The following is a 21171-nucleotide window of genomic DNA, read 5'->3' as shown; positions in this document are numbered from 1 at the left end:
CACCGAGGGGCCGCCGGCACGCCAGGGCGGGGGCGGTCGGCGCCGTCTCGGTGCGCGCCGGGCGGCTGACCGCCGTGGTGCGGGATCCCGACGGCACGGCCCACCGGGCGGATGTGCTGCTGCGGCTGCTCACGGAGGCCGAGTGGAACCGGCTGCTGGACACGGCCACCCGCGAGGCCGGGCACATCGCCGCGCTGCTCGACCGGGAGATGGAGCCGCGCCTCGTGGAGGACGCCGAGGCGGCCGGGGTCGACCTGCTGCCCGGGGTCGGCGACCTGGAGCCCGCGTGCGAGTGCGGCGAGTGGGACCACTGCGCCCACACCGCCGCCCTGACCTACCAGGTCGGCCGGCTGCTGGACGCCGACCCGTTCCTGTTGCTGCTGCTGCGGGGGCGTGGCGAGCGGGAGTTGACCGAGGAGTTGCAACGGCGCAGCGCGGCGCGCGCCGAGGAGGCCCGCACGCCCGCGCATCTCCCGGCGGGCGAGCCGACGGGTGAACCGGCGGCCGAGGCGTACGCGCGGGGCGCTGGCGCTTCGCTGCCCGAGCCTCCGCCCCTGGTGACGGAGCCCGGCACGGGTCCCGCGCTGGCGGGCGGGGCCGAGCCCCCGCCCGGACTCGACGTGGCGGCACTGGAGTTCCTGATCCGTGACACGGCGGTGCGGGCCGCTCGGCTGCTGGCCGAGGCGCTGGGACCCCGGCACGCCACGCAGGCGCCGCCCGCGCCGCTGAGCCGGTGGGAGGACGCGGTGCGGATGGCCTCGGGAGGGCCACCGGCCCCGGTCGCCGAGCGGCTGGCCCGGGGATCCGGGCGCGGCGGGCGGGAGTTCGGCACGGCGGTGCGGGCCTGGCAGGCCGGCGGGCGCGCCGCGCTGGCCGTCCTCGACCCGGACGCGGGGCCCGCTCCGGCGCGGGCGCACGAGCAGGTGGCGGCGGCCCTGGCCGAGGAGGAGGCGCGCCCGGTGCTGCGCGCCTCGGGGAACCGCTGGACCGTGGTGGGCGAGGGGGTGCAGCTGCGCCGCGGGCCCGACGGCCGGTGGTGGCCGTTCCGCAAGGAGGGCGGGCGCTGGTGGCCGGTGGGTCCCGGGGAGGCGGATCCCGCTGCCGCCCTGGCCACCGCGCGGGGCGGCGGGGCGGCGGCGGGCTGACCGTCAGGCCAGGCTCTCCAGCACCGGGTAGTAACCGTCGGACTGACCGGCGGCGTTGGGGTGGTAGGAGTCCCCGACGGGCAGGGTGATGCTGTTCAGCCACTCGTCGCCCGAGCAGATCTCGTGGCCGGTGAACGCGGGCCGCACGTCGCCGTAGGCGAAGCCGTGGTCGGCCGCGGCCTTGCTGATCACCTCGTGCAGGTTGTCAGCGGCGCCGTTGATCGCGGTCCGCGACTCCTCGCCGATGCCGAACGAGCAGTCCCCGCCCGGCTCGTAGATCCGCGGGTAACCGAGCACGGCCACCTGGGCGTCGGGGGCGCCCGCGCGGATCGCTCCGTAGAGCGCGTCCAGGCGGCCGGGCAGGGTGCCGGAGATGACGCCGTTGGCGGCGGCCACGGCGGACAGGCAGGCGTCGGTGCCCTCCAGCACGCATGTGCTCATGGTGTCGGCGAAACCGGCGTCGTTCCCGCCGATGCTGATGCTGACCAGCGTGGTGGCCGCGTCGAGCGTGCCGAGCTGGTTGTTCAGGACGTCGGTGGTGGTGGCTCCGGAGCAGGCGGGGAACTGGAACGAGGCGGGCGCGTTGGCGTCGGCCCACAGCTCGGGGTGCGCGACGGTGCTGCGGCGGCAGTCGCCGCTGGCCTCGTCGTAGCTTCCGGCGCCGACGCCGGAGGAGTAGGAGTCGCCCAGCGCCACATAGTGGGCGGCGGCCGCGGGCTCCTGGGCCGAGGCCGTCATGGGGCCGAGGGCGGACACGCCGAGGGCGACGACCGCGGTGGCGGCCAGCGACAGGGAACGGCGCAGCTTCATGGAACCTCCGGGGGTTCGTGGGGGGACGAGTGGTGCAACGGCGCCCTACCCTCGCCAAGTCGTGCCCATGTCAAGGCTGTTGCGCCGTTGTGAACGACAACGACGCCGGCCGCCCGGAGTGTCGCCCGGCCGGCGATGGTCCCGGCTTTCCCGAAGGGTTGTCCAAAGCCGGATCCAGATCTAGCGTTATCGAACAGCGAGCCACAGATTCCAACATCGCGGGGAGGTCTGCCGACCGCGCCCGCAGCCAGAGGAGACTCATGGACACCCGGCCCGAGGACGACCGGCTCCCCTACTACGAGGACCCGTCCCCCGGCAGCGGCACCCTGCCCGCCCGCGCCTGGTACGCCACATCCGACGCCGCCCGCCTCTCCCTGGGCGGCACCTGGGCCTTCCGCCTCTCGCCCACCGCCGAGGGCGCCGACACCGCCTTCACCGGCGACGGAGCCGACACCACCGGCTGGGCGGAGGTGGCCGTCCCCGGCCACTGGGTGCTCCAGGGCCACGGCGCGCCCGCCTACACCAACGTCACCTACCCCTTCCCCGTCGACCCGCCCCGCGTCCCCACCGAGAACCCGACCGGCGACCACCGCCGCGTCTTCGACCTGCCCGCCGACTGGCCCGGCCACGGCCAGGGCGGAGGTGAGAGCGTGCTGCGCTTCGACGGCGTGGAGTCCTGCGCCCGGGTCTGGCTCAACGGACGCGAGCTGGGTACCTTCCAGGGCAGCCGCCTGCCCCACGAGTTCGCCGTCGGCGACCTGCTGCGGCCCAGCCGCAACGTGCTGGCCGTCCGCGTCCACCAGTGGTCGGCCGGCAGCTACCTGGAGGACCAGGACATGTGGTGGCTCCCCGGGATCTTCCGGGACGTCACCCTGCTGCACCGCCCCGAGCAGGCCGCCGCCGACTTCTTCGTGCACGCCGGCTACGACCACACCACCGGCCGCGGCACCCTGCGTGTGGACTGCACGCCCGCCGGCCGGATCACCGTCCCCGAACTCGGCCTGGACCTGGCCACCGGCGAGCAGGCCGCGGTCCCCGTCGAGCCGTGGACCGCCGAGACCCCCCGCCTCTACCCGGCCGAACTCACCACCGAGGGCGAACGGATCCCGCTGCGCATCGGCTTCCGCACGGTCGCCGTCGAGAACGGCGTGTTCAAGGCCAACGGCCGCCGCATCCTCTTCCGCGGCGTCAACCGCCACGAGTTCCACCCCGACACCGGCCGCGCCCTCGACCTGGAGACCATGCGGCGCGACATCCTCCTCATGAAGCAGCACAACATCAACGCCGTCCGCACCAGCCACTACCCACCCCACCCCGCCTTCCTCGACCTGTGCGACGAACTCGGCCTGTGGGTCATCGACGAATGCGACCTGGAAACCCACGGCTTCACCTTCATAGGGGACTGGCGCGGCAACCCGGTCGCCGACGACCGCTTCACCCCCGCCCTGCTCGACCGCGCCCGGCGCATGGTCGAACGCGACAAGAACCACCCCTCCGTCGTCATCTGGTCCCTGGGCAACGAGTGCGGCTCCGGCCCGGGCCTGAGCACCATGGCCACCTGGATCAAAGAGCGCGACCCCTCCCGCGCCGTCCACTACGAGAACGACCGCGCCTGCCCCGACAGCGACTTCTACTCCCGGATGTACGCCCCGCACGACGAGGTCGAGCTGATCGGCCGGCGCGAGGAGGAGCCGCTGCCCGACCCCGAAGCCGACGCACGCCGGCGCGCGCTCCCGTTCATCCTGTGCGAATACGCCCACGCCATGGGCAACGGGCCGGGCGGACTCAGCGAGTACCAGCGGCTCTTCGAGACCCACGAGCGCCTCCAGGGCGGCTTCGTATGGGAATGGATCGACCACGGCCTCCCCAAGGAGACGGCCGACGGCCGCTCCTACTTCGCCTACGGCGGCGACTTCGGCGAGGAACTCCACGACGGCAACTTCGTCTGCGACGGCCTCCTCTTCCCCGACCGCACCCCCTCCCCCGGACTGATCGAGTACAAGAAGGTCATCGAACCGGTACGCATCACCGGCGACGCGGAGGCCGGAACGGTCACCGTCGCCAACGGCCACGACTTCGCCGACCTCTCCCACCTCGCCTTCACCTGGACCTACGAGGTCGAGGGCGAGCTCGTCGCCGAGGGGGCGCTCGACGTACCGAAGCTCACGCCCGGCGCCTCGGCCGAGGTCGCGCTCCCCGCGGCCCCGGCCAGCGACCGCGCCGGGGAGGCGGTCTGGACGGTCAGGGCCGCGCTCGCCCGCGACCTGCCCTGGGCCTCGGAGGGCCACCCCGTGGCCTGGGGTCAACTGCCGGTCGCCGAGACCGCGTTCTCGCCCACCGCGCCCACTACGCCCACCGCGCCCACCCCGGCGGCCGGGGCGGCGGTCCCGCGCCGCGCCGATGGCACGATCGCGCTCGGCCCCGGCGTCTTCGACGCGGCGAGCGGCGCACTCACCCACCTCGGCGACCTCACCCTCGCCGCGCCCCCGCGCCTCGACGTCTGGCGCGCGCCGACCGACAACGACCTCGGCGCCTCCTGGCAGTCGGACGCCAGGCACGGCCTGCGCTGGCGGGACATCGGCCTGCACCGGATGCGCCACCGCGTCGACGGCGTGGACACGGACGGCGACAGCCTGACCGTGCGGACCCGGGTCGCCCCGGCCGCGACCGACCTCGGGCTGGTGGCCGCCTACCGGTGGACCTCCGCCGAGGGGGAGCTGCGGCTGACCGTGACGGTCGAGGCGGAGGGCGACTGGCCCTGCCCGCTCCCCCGGCTCGGGCTGCTGCTCGGGCTGCCCGCCGCCTACGGGCGGGCCCGGTGGTTCGGTGGCGGCCCCGGCGAGGCGTACCCGGACACCCGGGCCGCCTCGGCCCTCGGCCGGTACGAGTCCTCGGTGGACGCGATGCAGACGCCGTATGTCAGGCCGCAGGAGAACGGCGCCCGCGCCGACGTGCGCTGGGCGGAGCTGCACTCCGCGGACGGGCCCGGGGTGCGGGTGACCGCGGGCTCGGCGCCGTTCTGGTTCACCGCGCGCCGCTGGACCAGCGCGCACCTGGACGCCGCGGAGCACACCACGGACCTGGTGCCGTCGGACACGGTCTGGGTGAACCTCGACCACGCCCAGCACGGCATCGGCAGCCAGTCCTGCGGCCCGGGGCCGCTGCCGCACTATCACCTGACGGCCGGCCCCGCCACGTTCTCCCTCGCCTTCCGGGAGGTCACCGGCTCCTGACCGGGGCCACGGCTCGCGACGGGCCGCGCGGCCTCGACTTCAGCGCTTGACGCCCACGGCGCAGTAGAAGCCGAGGCCGCGCAGCATCGGGTCGTCGGGCACCGGGGCCTCCGGCGCCCAGAACGGCGGCTGCACCAGCCCCGGGGGATCGATGATGTCGAACCCCTCGAAGAACGACAGGATCTGCTCCCGGGGCCGCAGCGTCAGCGTCGAGGTCGAGCCGCTGTACACCTTCCCCACCTCGGCCAGGCGCTCCGGCGGGTGCAGGTCGCGCGTGCCGTGGCTGATCACCAGGCAGCTCCCGGGGGCGAGCGGCTCGGTCATGGCCCTGATCAGCCCCGCCGGGTCGGCCGCGTCCTCGATGAAGTGCAGGATGGCCACGAGCAGCAGGGCCGCGGGCTGCTCGAAGTCGATGAGGTCGCAGACGGCCGGGTGCTCCAGCACCGCCTTCGGGTCGCGCAGGTCCCCCAGGGCGAACGCCGCGTTGCCGTCGTTGATCAGCTTGGCGCCCGCGTAGGTGCTGACGATCGGGTCGTTGTCCACATAGGCGACCCGCACGTCGGGGGCGATGGAGCGGGCGACCTCGTGCGTGTTGGGCGAGGTCGGTATGCCCGTGCCCACGTCGATGATCTGGCGTATGCCGCGCCCGACGACGGTCTTGGTGGCCCGGTGCATGAAGCTGCGGTTCTCCCGCGCCGCCATGTGGATGTCCGGCAGCAGCTCGACGACGCGCTCGGCGGCCACCCGGTCCACCTCGTAGTTGTCCTGGCCCCCGAGGTAGTAGTCGTACATCCGCGCGGGGTGGGCCCTGCTGGTGTCGATCTGCTCGGCCGCGAAGCCCTCTTCACTCACATCCTGCTCCGTCTCTGTGTCCGTGCTGCACCGGCACGGTGTCCGCCCCCCCGTGGGCGGGCACCGTGCCGGTCCCCCGCGAACGGGCGAGAAGGAAGTCCGCCTCGCCCGATTTGACTCCTTGAATGAATCGCCGGATCTCATGGTCGGAGTAGATCAGGGCCGGTCCGTCCGGGTCGGTCGACTGGCGCAGCGCCACCCGTCCGTCGCGCAGCGGCAGCGCCTCGACGCAACTCCCGCCGTTGCCACCGCTCCAGGGCTTCAGCCAGCCCTCCACACCGAGTTCGGTCGCGGGCATCCCGTTGTATATGCGATCCATCGTTCAGATCTCCTTGCGAATCCCACTGAGGATGGCCTCAGTGCGGTGCACTGGCGCAGCTTGCGCACACATCCGGTCCAGCGCCTCTCTGAAGGTCGACACGTCGTCGCGCTGGTCGAAGTAGGCGGCCCCCACCAGGTTCTCCGCGCAGACCACGTCGTTCAGCTCGGTGACGGGGAAGCGGAAGAGGTGGAAGGGCCCGTACATCGCGGGGTGCAGGCCCGCGGAGAACGGCATGATCTGAAGCCTGACATGCGGCACGGCGACCGTTTCGATGAGCCGGGAGACCTGGGCTCGCATCACGTTCGGCCGGCTGACGGGGCGGCGGAGCACGGTCTCGTCGATCACGACCCACAGCAGCGGGGGCTGCTTGCGGGACAGGAGATCCTGGCGGGCCAGGCGCAGCGAGACCAGCCTGTCGATCTCGGAGGCGGGGGCGTGCGGCATCCCGGCGCGGAGCACGGAGGCGGCGTACGCCTCGGTCTGGAGGAGGCCGGGAATGTAGTGCGGCTCGTAGGCGCGGATCTGGTCCGCCTCGGCCTCCAGGCTGACGAACGCGCTGAACCAGTCGGGAAGGACGTCGCGGTACCGGTGCCACCAGCCGGGGCGGTTGGCCTCGCGGACCAGGTCGAGGAAGCCGTCGACCTCGCGCTGGTCGGTGACCCCGTAGATCCGCAGCAGCTTCTCGACATACGGGACCTTCAGCCCGACCTGGGCCTTCTCCATGCGCCGGATGGTGGCGTGGGTGACGTCGAGGGTGTGTCCGGCGTCCTCGAACGAGAGCCCGGCCGCCTCGCGCAGGTCCTGAAGGCGCCGTCCCAGCACCAGCCGCAGAACGGTGGCCGCTCCGCTCACCTGCCCGCCGGGCACCCGCTCACCTCCTCAACTTCCCCTGCTCACAGGAAGTCTGTCACGACATCAACGATCACAACAGACTGATATCAACGATTCTGTAATTTGCAGGATGGCTCTTGCCGGATGCGAGGAACAACCCGCACAGTGGTGCGGTGGCTTCCTCCTCGCACGCTCAGCCCATGTCGCGGCCAGAGACCGCCGTCCTCGCGAACGGCCATCTCCGCTTCAGGCTGCCCGCCGTGGACACGTCGGCCGCCGAGGCGCGCCGCCTCACGCGCCAGCAGCTGAGGCAGTGGCGCGCGCCGGTCGAGACCTGCGACAACGCGCAGTTGGTGATCACCGAGCTCGTCACCAACGCGCTGCGCCACACGGACAGCGAGTCCGTCGGCTGCGAACTGCGGCTTCTGGGCCCCCTGTTGAGGGTCGCCGTCGCCAGCGACGGGATGGGGCCGCGGCACGCGCCGCGCTGCGTGGGAGAGGACGAGGAGGGCGGGCGGGGGCTGTTGCTGGTCTGCGCCCTGGCCACGGTCTGGGGGGTGCGTCCCCGGGAGGCCGAGCCGGGCCATGTGGTCTGGGCCGACCTCCCGCTGGACGGCCGGTGCGGCTGACCGGATCGCTCACGGGGGGCGACCCGGTCGGCCGCCAGGGGGGACGCCGACTGGTCGGGCGGCGCGCCGGTTTCGGCCCGCCCGACGCCGGCGCGCCGTTCGGGATCAGGCCGCGCGGTCGAGCCTGGGGGCGGCCATCTCCCGCAGGTGGCGCATGCCGAGGACGCCGATCACCAGCGCGCCACACCCGCAGGCCAGCGTGAACGCGTAGCCCCAGCGCGCCCCGTGGGCCTCGATGACCAGGCCGGCCGCCAGGACGCCGAGCGCCCGGCCGAGGCCGACGGCGGTGGACAGCCACGCCATCCCCTCGGTCAGGGTCTCGGCGGGCACGCCCTGGCGCACCAGGCTGTATCCGGCGATGATCGTCGGCGCGATGAGCAGGCCGGAGAAGAACGAGTACACCCACAGCGCGCCGACGCCCGGCATGGCCCACAGCGGGCCGATGCCCACCACGACGGCCGAGATCGCCAGCAGGAAGCGGCGGTCCAGCGGCATCCGCCACTTCCGTACGCCGTACCCCAGGCCGCCGACGGCGCTGCCCAGCGCGTAGGTGGACATCACCGCGCCGAGCTGCCAGGGCGACCCGAACTCCTCGACGAACGCCAGCGTGCTCAGCTCCCACCCGGCGAACATCGCGGCGGTGCACACGTATACGGCGCACATCAGCCGCAGCCCGGAGACGGACATGGCCCGCGAGGCGGTCTCCCGGAGCGGCAGCACGGGAGGCTCCGTGCCGCGCTGGGCGGCGAGGAGCAGGCCGCCTGTCACGCCGAAGACCGTGACGGTGGCGACGCCGAGGACCGGGTGGACGAGCACCACCGCCGCGACGAGCAGCGGGCCGACGACGAAGATCATCTCCTCGGCGACCGACTCGAAGGAGTAGGAGGACGTCAGCAGCGTGCCCGTGGTGTCGCCGCCCGCCAGGTGGCTCCACCGGGCGCGGACCAGCGCGCTGAGCGGCGGCATGAGGGCACCGAACGCCGCGCCCGTGGCGAACAGCGCCCAGACCGGCGCCCCCAACTGGGCGGCGAGCAGGAAGAGGGTCCCCGCGAGACCGAACGCGAGCGCGAGCGGACGCAGCACCCGGCCCTGGCCGAACCGGTCGATGAGGTAGCCGAGCCGGGGAACGATCAGGGCGTAGCAGACCGCTCCCCCGGCGGCGACGGCGCCGGCGGTGGCGTAGCTGTCGGTCACATGGGTGACCAGCAGCACGGTCCCGAGGGAGAGCGTCGCCATGGGCATGCGGCCGATCATGCTGGCCGCGATGAACCCCCTGGCCCCGGGTACGCGGAAGACTTGGCGGTAGACGCGGAGCCCGGAGGCGGATGAGTCCATGGCCGGTGATGATGCCGTCCGGGTCAGGCCCCGGGCACCTTGTTTTCGGCGGAGGGGGCGCCGTTCGGGCGGTCAACCGCCGCTCGGCGTCGGGGCGATGCCCGCGGCCACGGGCGCGGAGGCCGCGACCCGGGCCGCCACCAGGGGCGTCAGGTCTGGCGCTGTGCGACGTCCCTGAGGGTCGCCGACGCGTGGGCGACCAGCGTGGCGGGGGGAAGGGGGAAGACGGTGTGCGGGGTGCCCGCCGCGGCCCAGACGGTGTCGTGCGCCAGGAGCCCGCGGTCGGCGAGGGTGCGCAGGGCGGTGGTGTGGCCGAAGGGGGGCACGCCGCCGATGGCGTACCCGGTGGCGGAGCGGACGGTCCCGGCGGAGGCCCGGAGCACCTCCGAGGCGCCGAGCGCGGCGCGGACCAGCTCGGTGTCCACGCGGGACGAGCCGTCCACCAGGACCAGAACCGGCTCCTTATCCGCCTCGAACACCAGCGACTTTACTATTTGATTAAGCTTGCACCCGATCGCCTCGGCCGCCTGGGCCGCGGTGCGGGTTGCCTCGGGGAAGGCGCGGATCTCGACGCCCTCCAGCCCGAGCACGGCGAGGGCGACGGCGAACCGGGGATGCGCGCTGATGGATGCGGTCATGGACGGGGACCCTAGTGCTCCCCCGACATGCCGCGCCAAGGAAATTCTCGCGACAAACGTCGGATGACCGGAGGAACAGTGGACGTCTCGTTGACCATGTGGGTACTCACGGTGGCGGTGCTCTGCGCACTGATCGCCGTCGACTTCTTCTTCGGGCGCAAGCCCCACGAAGTGTCGCTCAAGGAGGCCGGGACATGGTCGGCCATCTGGGTCGCCATGGCCGTCCTCTTCGGCATCGGCCTGCTGATCTTCGAAGGGGGCACGCCCAGCGGGGAGTTCTTCGCCGGGTATGTCACGGAGAAGTCCCTCAGCGTGGACAACCTCTTCGTCTTCGTCCTCATCATGACGAAGTTCGCCGTGCCCCCCGAGTACCAGTCGCGGGTGCTGCTGGTGGGCGTGCTGATCGCCCTGCTGCTGCGCGGCGCGTTCATCGCCGCGGGCGCCGCGCTGATCGCCTCGTTCTCCTGGGTCTTCTACATCTTCGGCGCGTTCCTCATCTGGACCGCCTGGCAGCTCATCAAGGAGGCACGGGCGAAGGACCAGGAGGAGGAGTACGAGGAGAACCGCTTCCTGAAGCTGGTGGAGCGCCGCTTCCCGGCCACCGACCGCTACCACGGCACCAAGATGGTGATCAGGGAGAACGGGCGCCGCCTGATCACCCCGATGCTGATCGTGATGCTGGCGATCGGCAGCACCGACATCCTCTTCGCCCTCGACTCGATCCCGGCGATCTTCGGCCTCACCGAGGACGCGTACATCGTGTTCACGGCCAACGCCTTCGCGCTGATGGGCCTGCGCCAGCTGTACTTCCTGATCGGCGGGCTGCTGGAGAAGCTGGTGCACCTCTCCTACGGGCTGTCGATCATCCTCGGCTTCATCGGCGTCAAGCTGGTGCTGCACGCCATGCACGAGTCCGGCGTGAACACGCCGGAGATCAGCACGCCGCTCTCGCTGGGCGTGATCTGCGGCGTGCTCGTGGTGACGACGTTCACCAGCCTGCGGGCCAACCGCAAGGAGCGCAAGGCCGCCGAGGCGGCCGAGAGCTCCTCGTAACGGGCTCCCCGCCGCGGACGCGGCGACCCGCCGCGAGGGGCTGGAACCACCCGGCCCCTCGTGGCGTTCATCATGCGACGGAGTGCGCGCACCGACAGCGGACGGAGGGCGATCCCGTGGGGACCGAGCCGAAGGGGCAGGACGGCCCCGAGCGCGACGAGTGGGACGAAGTCGTGCTGGACGAGAGCTTTGTCCGCGGCGCCGAGGTGCAGGAGCCCGCGGCACGGACCCGGATGCTCAGGGAGCGCTGGAAGGACGGCGCGCCCGCGCCGCAGCCCTGGCGCTCGGACGACCCGCCCGCGGGCTGGATACACGGCTCGGGCCGGCGCCGCGAGCGCCCGCCCCGGCAGCGCAAGCGCCGGTGGTTCCGCAGGAAGGGCAAGGACGGCACCGAGGAGTGAGGTGAGGACGACCTCACGCGACATCCGCACGGCGAACCGCTACCGCGTCCTGCGGCAGGCCATCGCCGAGTCGCCCGCGTCCCGGCCCCGGCTCGCCGCGGCCACCGGCCTCAGTCCGGCCACCGTCACCACGCTGGTGGCGGAGCTGATCGCCCACGACATGCTGGTCGACGCCGGGTTCGAGGACTCGGGCGGCGGCCGACCGCGCGGGCTGTTCGAGGTCAACCCGGGCGGCGGCGCGCTCATCGGCGTCGATGTGGCCGAGACCTATGTCCACGCCGAGGTCGTCGACCTCACCCTGCGCACCCTGGCCCGCGCCCACGAGGAGCTCGATCCGGGCGACCGGGAGCCCACGCGCCTGACCCGGCGCATCGGGGCCGCCGTGCGCGCCGCCGCCGGGCGGGCGGCGACCGGGGCCCCCGTGCTGGGCGCGGGCATCAGCATGCCTGGGATGGTGGACCGGGAGGGCGGCGTCTCCGTGTACGCGGCCAACTGGGACTGGCACCATGTGCCGCTGCTGAGCCTGCTGGCCGACGAGATCCCCTTCCCGCTCCACCTGGACAACCCGATGCGCGCCTGCCTGGTCGCCGAGCTGTGGTTCGGCGCCGCCTCGGGCCGCGAGGACGCCATCGTGGCCAACCTGGGGACGGGCGTGGGCGCGGGCTTCGCGCTCGGCGGCGCACCGCACCGCGGCGCCTCCAACAGCGCGGGCGAGTGGGGCCACACCCGGCTGGTGCCGGACGGTCGGCGCTGCCGCTGCGGTCGGCTCGGCTGCGTGGAGAGCTATGTCGGCGCCCCCGGCATCATGCGCACGCTCGCCGAGATCAGCCCCGGCAGCCCGCTGCTCGCCGGCGACGACCAGACGGCGACCGTGGCGCGGCTGGCCCGCGCCTGCCGGGAGGGCGACCCGGTTGCGGACCAGGTGCTGCGACGGACCGCCGACCACCTGGGCGCCGCCCTCGCCGACCTGGTCAACCTGCTGGATCCGGAGATCGTCATCCTGACCGGCTGGGTGGCGAGGCGCCTCGGCGCCCCGCTGCTCGGCCTGGCGCGCGAGGCGGTCGCCCGCCACGCCCTACGCCGCCCCCGGGAGACCACCGAGATCGTCCTCAGCCCCATCCGCGTCAACCCGGTGAGCCTGGGCGCCGCGACGTTCGCGCTGGAGGGCGCGCTCGCCTCGGTGGGCCGGGCCGGGAGCTGAGGGACCGGGCGAGAGGGAGAGCGCCACCAATGACACCGCCCGACGTCTTCCGGCCCGCCGCCGTGGACACCGGCACGCCTCCGGGCGGCGGGCCCCCGTTGCTGCTGCTGCACGGGTGGGGCTGCGACGGCCGGGACTGGGCCGCCCACCTGCCGGGGCTGCGCCCGCACCACCGGGTGCTCGTGCCCGACCTGCCGGGGCACGGCGCGACGCCCGACCGCCCCGACCGCTGCGCGCCGCGCGAGGTGGCCGCCGACCTGGCCGCGTGGCTGCGCGACCTGGGCACCGGGCCCGTCGTCGCGGTCGGCCACTCGATGGGCGGGCAGGTCGCGACCGCGCTCGCCGTGGAGCATCCGCGGCTGGTGCGGTCCGTCGTAACGCTGGCGACCGGCTACGGCGGCGACGCGCCGGACGCGGCGACCCGGCTCCCCGCCGAGCAGGAGGCGCTGCTGCGGGAGGGCTCCGCCTGGGCGGTGCGCTTCGTGCGGCGCGCGTTCACCGACGCCACGCCTCCCGCCGTCCGGCGCCGGCACGAGGGGCTGATGGCCGCGACGGACCCGGCCGTCCTGGCCCGTTACCGCGCGGGCATGTACCTGGCCCCGGGCGCCTTCGGGCGGCGGCCCGCGGCGGAGGCGTATCTGCGGCGCAGGCGCTGCCCCGCTCTGACCGTGCACGCCTCCCCCGCCACCGCCGCCTGGGACCGCGGCCTGCCGGCGCATCCCCGCTCCCGGGTCGTGCTCTGGGAGGGCGCGGGTCACTTCCTGCACGAGGAGCGGCCCGCCGAGGTGGTCGAGCTGCTGCGGTCCTGGTGCACGGAGCCACGGTGAGCTTCGCTATGCTGCGACCATGCGATCGTCCTACTGGCACACCGTCACGCCGCCTCCGGCTGCCCGCTGAGGGCGCGCGGCGCTCGTTCGCGCACATCGCCGGTCTGATCTCTCTCCGGCCCGCTCCCGCCCTGCGGTGAGCCAGGGGCCGGTGCCGGGGCGCGCCCTCCCGCCGAGCTGATTCCCCTCGGAACTCAACGGAGCAGGACGCCTCCCATGACTCACTCCTCCCCTTCCCCCGGCGCGCCCCGCGCCGGAACGACCGGTGCCGGAACGGCCGGTGCCGGAGCGGCCGGTGCCGCGCGCTCGGGCGCGCCGCTGGTGCTGGCCGCCGCCGCGCTGTGGGGCACCACGGGCACCGCGGCCCACTTCGCCCCGGACGCCGCCTCCGCCCTGTCCATCGGCGCGGCCACCATGGGCGTCGGCGGGCTCCTCACCTTCGCCGTCGCGGCCCGCTCCGCGCTCGCCCTGCTGCGCGGCGGGGGCGCGGCGCTGTGGTGCGCGCTGCTGGGCGCCGCCTGCGTCGTCGTCTATCCCCTGGCCTTCTACACCTCGATGGACCTGGCGGGCGTCGCGATCGGCACCGTCGTGAGCATCGGCACCGCGCCCGTGGTCGCCGCGGTGCTGGAGCGGGTGCTCGACGGCGCCCGCCTGACCCGCCGCTGGCTGGCGGCGACCGCCGCGGCGGCGCTCGGCTGCGCCGCGCTGGTGGCGGCCGGCTCCTCCGGGGCGGGCGGCGCGGCCGGTGACCGCGTGGGCGCGGGCGTGGCGCTCGCCCTGCTGACCGGCGCCGCCTATGCCGCGTACGCCTACGCGGGCGCCCGTCTCATCCGGCGGGGCCACTCCGCGCGCGCCTCGATGGGCGCGCTGTTCGGCCTCGGCGCCGGCGTGCTGCTGCCGCTCTTCGTGGTCACCGGCGGGGCGGTGGTCTCCGAGCCGCGCGGGGTGGCCGTCGCGGCCTACCTGGCGGTGGTCCCGATGTGGCTGGCGTACGGGCTCTTCGGCGCGGGCCTGGCCCGGGTGCGGGTGAGCACCGCGACCACCCTGACCCTGTTCGAGCCGGTGGTGGCCGCGGTGCTCGGCGTGGTGGTGATCGGCGAACGGCTCTCCGCCCTGGCCTGGGCCGGAGTGGCGCTGATCGTCGCGGGCCTCGCGGTGATGACCGTTCGCCGCCGGATCACACCGTCGCGCGCCGGAACTGCTGGTGCGCGGCGGAGGAGCAGGTGTACTGGATGAGGCGGGCGCTGTCGGCGGCCGACTCGTCGGAGACATCGAGGCACTTGCCGCTGTGCCTGGCCTCGATCCGCACGTGGCCGCCTCCCGCGTCGGTCAGGCGCCACTGCTGTTCCTGCCCGCCGCCGCAGGCGCTCTGCACCACCCGGGCGGCGTCGGCGGTCGAGCCGCCGGACACGGCCAGGCAGAGCGAGCTGTGCCGGGCGACGAGCTGGACGTGGCCGCCGCCGGCGTCACGCGCCCAGAACCGCTGGTTGAGGCCGCCGTTGCAGGTGTACTGCGCCAGTTCCTGGCCGGCGGTGTGGGACTGGCTGGGGATGTCGAGGCACTTGCCCGAGTGGCGGGCGGTCAGCGTCTCGTACGGGCCGCCCTGCCCCCGTGCCGTGCCCGCGGCCGTGTCGAGGACCACCTCGGGGGCCCAGCTCATGGACAGCGTGCGGTCGGTGGGGAAGGTGAGGGGCAGCCAGACGTACCGGGAGTCGTTGACGCGGCCGTTGAACGAGTTGCCCCAGCGGTCGCCCAGGTACAGGTACGAGGTGGCGCCCGAGCCCTGGAGCGGCAGCACCCAGGCGGTCTGGGAGCCGAACGCGGTGGCGTCGCCCACGTTCTGCATGGAGCTCCAGCCGCCGCCGAGGCTGGTGGAGGTGGCGTACTGCTGCTGGTTGGGCGACCAGCCGGTGGCGCCCGAGGTCAGCATGAAGTAGACGCCGTTCCGCTTGAAGAGGGCGGGCGCCTCGCGGTGCCCGCCCGGCCAGGGGTTGGCCACCAGGGACGCGACCGCCGTGTAGTCGGCGGTCAGCCGGTAGATGTGCAGGTCGTAGTTCTCCCGGGCGGCCGAGACCATGTATCCGGCGCCGTCGTCGTCCGTGAACACCGTGATGTCGCGCGACATGTGGTTCAGCGGCCGGAAGCTGCCGCGCCAGTCGTAGTCGCCGTCCACGGTGTCCGAGACGGCGACGGCGGCCCTGGCCTCGCTGTAGTCCTGGCCGTTCTCCTTGTGCATCCACATCACGAACTGGCCGGTCGCCTCGTTGTACATGACCTTGGGGCGCTCGATGTTCGCGTTCTGGAGCTCGGGGTCGGACTGCTGGGTGAGGACGTGGTTGCGGAACTCCCAGGTCGCGAGGTCGGTCGAGCGGTAGACGGAGACATAGCGGAAGCCGTTGCCGTCCTCCTGGCGGTTCTCGCCGAACCAGTAGTAGTGGGCGCCGACCTTGAGCACGCCGCCGCCGTGGGCGTGCACCGGGTCGCCGTTCGGATCGGTGAACCGGGTGCCGTTGAGCACGGTGACCGGCGCGGCCTGGGCGGCGGGCGCGGTCAGGAAGGGGGTGAGCAGGCCGAGGCAGAGGGCGGCCACGAGCAGCCACCCGCGCCGCGCGCCGCCTCCTCTCGTGGTGCTGCCGGCCGGAGTGTCGGGACGTGGCATCGCTGCGGCTCCGTTTCGCGGTCTGGCTCCCCGCCGCCCCGCAGCGGCGGTGAGCACGGTGGGGGAAGGTGCGGAGCGCGTACGGCCGTCCCAGCGCGGATTGCTCCACCCGTCACGGTAGAGGCCGCGGGCCGGACGCGGGAGACCGCGAGCGGCCCGGGAAGCGCCGCGCCCCCGGGCCGCGGTGGTACGCGGCGCCGGGGGCGCGGGCCGGAGGCGCGGGGGAACGCGCCGCCGGGGAACGCGTCAGGCGCGGACGCCCAGCAGGTGGTCCGTCGCCAGCTGGTCGAGGGCCTCGAACGCCATGCCGCGCTCGGCCGCGGCCTCGACGTCGAAGTCCTCGAACGCGGAACGGTCGGCGAGCAGCGCGGAGGCCGTCTCGCCCTCGTTCAGCGTGGGCCGGGCCAGCTCGTCCAGGCGGGCGGCGCGCAACGCCTCCTGCACGGCCGGGTCGGCGCGGAAGGCGGCGGCGCGGTCCTTGAGGATCAGGTAGTTGCGCATGCAGCCGGCCGCCGACGCCCACACGCCGTCGAAGTCCTCGGTGCGCGGGGGCTTGAAGTCGAAGTGCCGCGGGCCCTCGTAGCCGGCCGACTCCAGCAGGTCCACCAGCCAGAACGCGGACCGCAGGTCACCGGCGCCGAACCGGAGGTCCTGGTCGTACTTGATGCCGTTCTGCCCGTTGAGGTCGATGTGGAAGAGCTTCCCGGACCACAGCGCCTGGGCGATGCCGTGCGGGAAGTTGAGCCCGGCCATCTGCTCGTGGCCGACCTCGGGGTTCACGCCGAACAGCTCGGGGCGCTCCAGGCGCTCGATGAAGGCGAGGGCGTGCCCGACGGTGGGGAGCAGGATGTCGCCGCGCGGCTCGTTCGGCTTGGGCTCCAGGGCGAACCGCAGCCCGTAGCCCTGCTCGGTCACATAGTCGGCCAGCAGGTCGAAAGCCTCCTTGAACCGGTCGAGCGCGGCGCGCACGTCCTTGGCCCCGCCGGACTCGGCGCCCTCCCTGCCGCCCCAGGCGACATAGGTCTCCGCGCCCAGCTCGGCCGCCAGGTCGATGTTGCGCATGGTCTTGCGCAGCGCGTACCGGCGCACGTCGCGGTCGTTGGCGGTGAAGGCGCCGTCCTTGAAGACGGGGTGGGTGAAGAGGTTGGTGGTGGCCATCGGCACCACCATGCCCGTGGCGTCCAGGGCCTGGCGGAAGCGCTTGATGTGCCCGTCGCGCTCGCTCGCCGAGGCGCCGAACGGGATGAGGTCGTCGTCGTGGAAGGTGACGCCGTGGGCTCCCAGCTCGGACAGCCGGTTGACCGACTCGACCGGGTCCAGGGCCGGACGGGTGGCGTCACCGAAGGGATCGCGGCCCTGCCAGCCGACGGTCCACAGACCGAAGGTGAACTTGTCCGCGGAAGTGGGCTGATATGACATGGCTGCTCCTCGGCTCCCCGTATTTCGTCATGGCCGTTGACAAATTAGTATGCACGGGCCCCCTGTGGAAACCCCCCGACCCGGCGTGCACGACCCGCAAGAGAGGACCGCGCCCATGGCCGCTCCAGATGGACCCCTCGTCATCGGCGTGGACAGCTCCACGCAGTCCACCAAGGTTCTGGTGGTGGACACCGCCACCGGCTCGGTCGTGGCCCGCGGGCAGGCGCCGAACGTGGTGACCCCCGCGCACGACAGCGACCCCGAGCAGTGGTGGGACGCCCTCGCCCAGGCCCTCGCGCAGTGCGGCCCCGCCGCCCAGCAGGCCGCCGCGGTGTCCGTGGCGGGCCAGCAGCACGGCCTGGTCACGCTGGACGCCGAGGGGCGCCCGGTGCGCAACGCCCTGCTGTGGAACGACACCCGCTCCGCCCCCCAGCGCGACCGCCTGATCGACGAGCTCGGCGGGCCGGCGGCCTGGGCCGAGCGAACCGGCAGCGTTCCCGCGCCCTCGTTCACCGTGACCAAGTGGGCCTGGCTCGCCGAGCACGAGCCCGAGGCCGCCGCCGCCACGCGCGCGGTGCGCCTCCCCCACGACTATCTGACCGGGCGCCTGACCGGGCAGGGCGTGGCCGGGGGCACCACCGACCGGGGCGACGCCTCGGGCAGCGGGTGGTGGTCCTCGGCGACGGAGCGCTACGACGAGGAGATCCTCGCCCATGTCGGCCTCGATCCCGCGCTGCTGCCGCGCGTGGTCGCCTCGGGCGAGCCCGCGGGAACCGCCCGCTCGGGCCTGCCCCTGCCCGAGGGCATCCTCGTCGCCGCCGGCACCGGGGACAACATGGCGGGCGCCCTGGGCCTCGGCCTGGGCCCGGGGCGCCCGGTGCTCAGCCTGGGCACCTCGGGCACGGTCTACGCGGTCGGCGAGCGGCGGACCACCGACGCCAGCGGCATCGTCGCGGGCTTCGCCGACGCGCGCCACGACTGGCTTCCGCTGGCCTGCACCCTCAACTGCACCCAGGCCGTCGACCGGTTCGCCACCCTGCTCGGCCTGGACCGCGAGGCGGTGGAACCCGGCGGCAGCGCCGTGGTCCTGCCCTTCCTGGACGGCGAACGCACCCCCGACCTGCCCTACGCCTCGGGCCTCGTGCACGGGCTGCGGCACGGCACCACCGGCGGGCAGCTGCTCCAAGCCGCCTACGACGGCGCCGTCTTCGCCCTGCTGCGCGCCCTCGACCTGGTGCTCGACGACGCCGCGGACCCCACCGAGCCGATCCTGCTGATCGGCGGCGGCGCCCGCGGCACCGCGTGGCGCGAGACGGTGCGCCGTCTCTCGGGCCGCCCGGTCAAGGTCCCGGCCGCGGACGAGCTGGTCGCGATCGGCGCCGCCGCCCAAGCCGCCGGACTGCTGCTCGGCCGCGACCCGGCCGCGGTCGCCCGCGACTGGGGCACCACCGAGGGCGAGAGCCTGCGGGCCGTCGAGCGCGACGACGACGCCCTGTCCCGCCTGGACGCCACCCTCGCCGGCGCCGACGCGCTGCTGCGGCAGCGCTGAGGACGCCGTGGTCCAGCCCGCCCCCGCGTCCCAGGCGGAGATGCGGCAGCGGAACCTCTCCCGGGTGCTGCACACCCTGGCCGCCGAGGGGGCGCTCTCCCGCGCCGCCGTCGCGGCGAGGATCGGGCTGACCCGGGCCGCCGTCTCCACGCTCGTGGACGAGCTGCTGCGCCGCGGGCTGGTCGTGGAACGCGGCCCCGGCCGGTCGGGCGCGGTGGGGCGCCCCGGCACCGAGCTGCTCCTGGCCGACCGGGGGCCCTGCGGTCTCGGCGCGGAGATCGGCGTGGACCACCTCGCGGTCTGCGTGATGGACCTGCGCGGCCAGGTGCGGGTGAGGATCGACCACGAGAGCAGGAACCAGGCGAGCGACCCGGCCGCCGTCCTCGCCCAGGTCAGCGGAATGCTGCGCCGGGCCGCCGACGAGGCGGAGGCGGTGGGGCTGCGGCCCGCGGGCCTGGCGGTCGCCGTGCCGGGCCTGGTCGCCCGGGACACCGCCACGGTGCTGCGCGCGCCCAACCTCGGCTGGCACGGCACCGACCTGGCCGGACTCCTGCCGGGCGACCTGGGCCCGGTCGCCGTCGAGAACGAGGCCAACCTGGGGGCGCTCGCCGAGCTGTGGTCCGGCCACCACGGCCGCGCCGCGGACGGCGGCCCCGACAGCTTCGTCCATGTCTCGGCCGAGATCGGCATCGGCGCCGCCCTGGTGATCGACGGCGAACTGCTGCGTGGCGCCCACGGGTTCGCGGGCGAGCTGGGCCACCTGCCGGTGCACCCGCTGGGCCGCCCCTGCTCCTGCGGGGGTCGCGGCTGCCTGGAGGCGTACGCGGGCGCCGAGGCGGTGCTGCGGGCCGCCGGGCTCGAACCGGGGCCCGGCGTCCGCATGGGCGCCCTGACCGCCCGCTGCGAGGCGGGTGAGCCCACGGCGCTGCGGGCCGTGCGGCAGGCGGGCACGGCCCTGGGCATCGCCCTGTCGGGCGCCGTCAACCTGCTCGACCCGCGGCAGGTGGTCATCGGCGGCACGCTCGCGCGGCTCGCCCCCTGGCTGCTGCCGCCCGTCGGCAGGGAGCTGACCCGGCGCACCTCGGTGGCGGCGGGCGGCCGGAGCACCCCGGTGCCGGTGACCGCCTCGCCGCTCGGTCCCGACGGACCGCTCCTGGGCGCCGCCAGGTCCGCGGTCAGAACGGCCCTCGACACACCCAGCACCCTGGGCCCGAGGTGACACGTCCCACAGGGTCGGGCGCGCTCATCGGCCCAACTCCGCGAAGCGGCACGGCTTGGCAGGGCGCCCGACGGGGCGTCAGCATGAACGCATGCCACCCTCCCACCGGCACGCCTCCGCCCGCCGTGCCCTGCTGCGCGGCGGCGCGGCCGTGGTCGCCACCGCCGCGACGATGAGGGCCTCCGCCGCGGCCCTGCCCGCCCGGCGGCCGAACGCACCGACGGGCGCGGGGCGTTCGCCCGCCGCGGGGCCCCCGGGCTTCCCCGGGGCCGAGTGGACGCCCGCGGACGCCTCCAATCTCACCGCGGCGAGGCGCCCGTTGAGCCACCCCATCGACCATGTCGTCATCCACGTCGCCCAGGAGACCTACCGCGACACCATCGGCATCTTCGCCGACCCCTCCCGCGAGGTCTCCGCGCACTACGTCGTCGCCGCCGACGGGCGCGTCGCGCAGTGCGTCGCCGACGCCGACATCGGCTGGCACGCGGGCAACTGGGGCTACAACACCCGCAGCATCGGCATCGAGCACGAGGGGTGGGTCGACGAGCCCGAGTGGTTCACCGACGCGATGTACGCCAAGTCCGCGGCGCTGACCGCGTTCCTCTGCGCGACCTACGGCATCCCCGGGGACCGCTCGGGCATCATCGGCCACCACGAGGTCCCGGGCGCCACGCACACCGACCCGGGGCCGCTGTGGGACTGGGACCGTTATCTGCGGCTCGTCAACTCGGCCCGGGCGACGCGGGGATGAGCCTCTCAATCCTTTCCGGACTTTTTTTCATCACATCCGGCGAAAACACGCCGCGGGCCTCATGCTCCGGGCGGCGCGGGCGCAGTATCGCTCCGTGAAGACGACGCAGCGCGCACGCCGGATGGCGGCCGGCGCCGCCTGTGCCACGTTCCTGCTGGCCGTCGTCGTCGGCGGCGGCACCGCCGGGGCGACGCCGGCGGGTTGCCACCACCACGACTGGCCGCGGCCGCCGTGGCCCGACTGGCCGCACTGGCCCGACTGGCCGGACTGGCCGCCCCACCACCCGTGCCCCCCTCC

At 74.3% G+C, this 21171-nt stretch carries 20 protein-coding genes; 12 read left to right on the top strand and 8 right to left on the bottom strand.

Going from position 1 to position 21171, the window contains the following annotated elements; genetic code table 11:
• Window positions 1-1145, top strand: a 1145-nt coding sequence (locus tag ADY01_RS16040) for an SWF or SNF family helicase (RefSeq protein WP_049572979.1), incomplete at its 5' end; no start/stop codon positions are given.
• A 3-nt stretch (window positions 1146-1148) separates the two neighbouring features.
• Here the strand turns inward: ADY01_RS16040 and ADY01_RS16035 are convergent.
• Window positions 1149-1955: an SGNH/GDSL hydrolase family protein gene (locus ADY01_RS16035; RefSeq protein ID WP_049572967.1), complete on the bottom strand. Its 807-nt coding sequence runs from the start codon at window positions 1953-1955 to the stop codon at window positions 1149-1151.
• 260 nt (window positions 1956-2215) lie between these two features.
• Here ADY01_RS16035 and ADY01_RS16030 point away from each other — a divergent pair, with 260 nt between their 5' ends.
• Window positions 2216-5188: a glycoside hydrolase family 2 TIM barrel-domain containing protein gene (locus ADY01_RS16030; protein WP_049572964.1), complete on the top strand. Its 2973-nt coding sequence runs from the start codon at window positions 2216-2218 to the stop codon at window positions 5186-5188.
• Between the two features lie 39 nt (window positions 5189-5227).
• Here ADY01_RS16030 and ADY01_RS16025 read toward each other — a convergent pair whose 3' ends face one another.
• From ADY01_RS16025 to ADY01_RS16015, 3 genes are read right to left on the bottom strand one after another with little or no spacing between them, the layout of a single operon-like run.
• Entirely contained in the window at window positions 5228-6040 is an 813-nt protein-coding gene (locus ADY01_RS16025) for an SAM-dependent methyltransferase (protein WP_049572961.1), read from the bottom strand.
• Window positions 6033-6359, bottom strand: a complete 327-nt coding sequence (locus ADY01_RS16020; protein WP_078900343.1) for a DUF397 domain-containing protein — start codon at window positions 6357-6359, stop codon at window positions 6033-6035. The genes ADY01_RS16025 and ADY01_RS16020 overlap by 8 nt, the downstream gene beginning before the upstream one ends.
• 3 nt (window positions 6360-6362) lie before the next feature.
• Complete coding sequence (locus ADY01_RS16015) at window positions 6363-7187, bottom strand: helix-turn-helix domain-containing protein (protein WP_049572974.1); 825 nt, start codon at window positions 7185-7187, stop codon at window positions 6363-6365.
• A 206-nt stretch (window positions 7188-7393) separates the two neighbouring features.
• On the opposite strand from ADY01_RS16015, the gene ADY01_RS16010 reads away from it, so the two are divergent.
• Window positions 7394-7822 (top strand): ATP-binding protein, encoded by a 429-nt coding sequence (locus tag ADY01_RS16010; RefSeq protein ID WP_049572953.1) that lies wholly within the window; start codon window positions 7394-7396, stop codon window positions 7820-7822.
• A 105-nt stretch (window positions 7823-7927) separates the two neighbouring features.
• Here the strand turns inward: ADY01_RS16010 and ADY01_RS16005 are convergent, their stop codons facing one another.
• Together ADY01_RS16005 and ADY01_RS16000 are read right to left on the bottom strand one after the other, a co-directional pair.
• Window positions 7928-9157: an MFS transporter gene (locus tag ADY01_RS16005; protein ID WP_049572950.1), complete on the bottom strand. Its 1230-nt coding sequence runs from the start codon at window positions 9155-9157 to the stop codon at window positions 7928-7930.
• Window positions 9158-9306: 149 nt separating this feature from the next.
• Entirely contained in the window at window positions 9307-9795 is a 489-nt protein-coding gene (locus ADY01_RS16000) for a YbaK/EbsC family protein (protein ID WP_049572947.1), read from the bottom strand.
• Window positions 9796-9873: 78 nt separating this feature from the next.
• On the opposite strand from ADY01_RS16000, the gene ADY01_RS15995 reads away from it, so the two are divergent.
• From ADY01_RS15995 to ADY01_RS15975, 5 genes are all read left to right on the top strand, one after another.
• The gene (locus ADY01_RS15995) at window positions 9874-10848 is read left to right on the top strand and encodes a TerC family protein (protein WP_049572944.1); all 975 of its coding nucleotides are present in this window, start codon (window positions 9874-9876) and stop codon (window positions 10846-10848) included.
• A gap of 116 nt (window positions 10849-10964) precedes the next feature.
• A complete protein-coding gene (locus ADY01_RS15990) occupies window positions 10965-11249 on the top strand; it encodes a hypothetical protein (RefSeq protein WP_049572942.1) in 285 nt (94 codons plus the stop codon).
• Window position 11250: 1 nt separating this feature from the next.
• Window positions 11251-12450, top strand: a complete 1200-nt coding sequence (locus ADY01_RS15985) for an ROK family transcriptional regulator (protein WP_049572939.1) — start codon at window positions 11251-11253, stop codon at window positions 12448-12450.
• 29 nt (window positions 12451-12479) lie between these two features.
• Window positions 12480-13277 carry an alpha/beta fold hydrolase gene (locus tag ADY01_RS15980; protein WP_063784251.1) on the top strand — a complete coding sequence of 266 codons (798 nt, stop codon included), beginning with the start codon at window positions 12480-12482 and terminating at the stop codon, window positions 13275-13277.
• Window positions 13278-13493: 216 nt separating this feature from the next.
• Window positions 13494-14513 (top strand): DMT family transporter, encoded by a 1020-nt coding sequence (locus ADY01_RS15975; RefSeq protein WP_078900342.1) that lies wholly within the window; start codon window positions 13494-13496, stop codon window positions 14511-14513.
• On the opposite strand, the gene ADY01_RS15970 is transcribed toward ADY01_RS15975, so the two are convergent.
• Both ADY01_RS15970 and xylA read right to left on the bottom strand, forming a co-directional pair.
• Window positions 14455-15936 carry an RICIN domain-containing protein gene (locus tag ADY01_RS15970; RefSeq protein WP_049572933.1) on the bottom strand — a complete coding sequence of 494 codons (1482 nt, stop codon included), beginning with the start codon at window positions 15934-15936 and terminating at the stop codon, window positions 14455-14457. The two genes, ADY01_RS15975 and ADY01_RS15970, sit on opposite strands and share 59 nt — an antisense overlap.
• 246 nt (window positions 15937-16182) lie before the next feature.
• Complete coding sequence (gene xylA / locus ADY01_RS15965; RefSeq protein ID WP_049572930.1) at window positions 16183-17355, bottom strand: xylose isomerase; 1173 nt, start codon at window positions 17353-17355, stop codon at window positions 16183-16185.
• Window positions 17356-17470: 115 nt separating this feature from the next.
• Here xylA and xylB point away from each other — a divergent pair, with 115 nt between their 5' ends.
• The 4 genes from xylB to ADY01_RS15945 form a co-directional block, all read left to right on the top strand.
• Window positions 17471-18904 carry a xylulokinase gene (gene xylB, locus ADY01_RS15960; protein ID WP_049572926.1) on the top strand — a complete coding sequence of 478 codons (1434 nt, stop codon included), beginning with the start codon at window positions 17471-17473 and terminating at the stop codon, window positions 18902-18904.
• A gap of 40 nt (window positions 18905-18944) precedes the next feature.
• Window positions 18945-20123 carry an ROK family transcriptional regulator gene (locus ADY01_RS15955; protein WP_078900345.1) on the top strand — a complete coding sequence of 393 codons (1179 nt, stop codon included), beginning with the start codon at window positions 18945-18947 and terminating at the stop codon, window positions 20121-20123.
• Between the two features lie 91 nt (window positions 20124-20214).
• Window positions 20215-20874, top strand: coding sequence for an N-acetylmuramoyl-L-alanine amidase (locus ADY01_RS15950; RefSeq protein ID WP_049572919.1), 660 nt, complete (start codon window positions 20215-20217; stop codon window positions 20872-20874).
• A gap of 94 nt (window positions 20875-20968) precedes the next feature.
• On the top strand, window positions 20969-21171 hold a 203-nt coding region (locus tag ADY01_RS15945), incomplete at its 3' end, for a hypothetical protein (protein ID WP_199826245.1).

This window comes from Streptomyces sp. SBT349 (assembly GCF_001083795.1).
Classification (GTDB): Bacteria; Actinomycetota; Actinomycetes; order Streptomycetales; family Streptomycetaceae; genus Streptomyces.
The sequence above is the reverse complement of the archived record's forward strand: the minus strand, read 5'-3'. Positions and strand labels throughout refer to the sequence as shown.

What these genes read in the sequence shown, in the direction of transcription:
- ADY01_RS16035 (WP_049572967.1), bottom strand. Translation starts at nt 1,955, where the DNA reads ATGAAGCTGCGCCGTTCCCTGTCGCTGGCCGCCACCGCGGTCGTCGCC.
- ADY01_RS16030 (WP_049572964.1), top strand. Translation starts at nt 2,216, where the DNA reads ATGGACACCCGGCCCGAGGACGACCGGCTCCCCTACTACGAGGACCCG.
- ADY01_RS16020 (WP_078900343.1), bottom strand. Translation starts at nt 6,359, where the DNA reads ATGGATCGCATATACAACGGGATGCCCGCGACCGAACTCGGTGTGGAG.
- ADY01_RS16010 (WP_049572953.1), top strand. Translation starts at nt 7,394, where the DNA reads ATGTCGCGGCCAGAGACCGCCGTCCTCGCGAACGGCCATCTCCGCTTC.
- ADY01_RS16005 (WP_049572950.1), bottom strand. Translation starts at nt 9,157, where the DNA reads ATGGACTCATCCGCCTCCGGGCTCCGCGTCTACCGCCAAGTCTTCCGC.
- ADY01_RS16000 (WP_049572947.1), bottom strand. Translation starts at nt 9,795, where the DNA reads ATGACCGCATCCATCAGCGCGCATCCCCGGTTCGCCGTCGCCCTCGCC.
- ADY01_RS15980 (WP_063784251.1), top strand. Translation starts at nt 12,480, where the DNA reads ATGACACCGCCCGACGTCTTCCGGCCCGCCGCCGTGGACACCGGCACG.
- ADY01_RS15975 (WP_078900342.1), top strand. Translation starts at nt 13,494, where the DNA reads ATGACTCACTCCTCCCCTTCCCCCGGCGCGCCCCGCGCCGGAACGACC.
- ADY01_RS15970 (WP_049572933.1), bottom strand. Translation starts at nt 15,936, where the DNA reads ATGCCACGTCCCGACACTCCGGCCGGCAGCACCACGAGAGGAGGCGGC.
- xylA (WP_049572930.1), bottom strand. Translation starts at nt 17,355, where the DNA reads ATGTCATATCAGCCCACTTCCGCGGACAAGTTCACCTTCGGTCTGTGG.
- xylB (WP_049572926.1), top strand. Translation starts at nt 17,471, where the DNA reads ATGGCCGCTCCAGATGGACCCCTCGTCATCGGCGTGGACAGCTCCACG.
- ADY01_RS15955 (WP_078900345.1), top strand. Translation starts at nt 18,945, where the DNA reads ATGCGGCAGCGGAACCTCTCCCGGGTGCTGCACACCCTGGCCGCCGAG.
- ADY01_RS15950 (WP_049572919.1), top strand. Translation starts at nt 20,215, where the DNA reads ATGCCACCCTCCCACCGGCACGCCTCCGCCCGCCGTGCCCTGCTGCGC.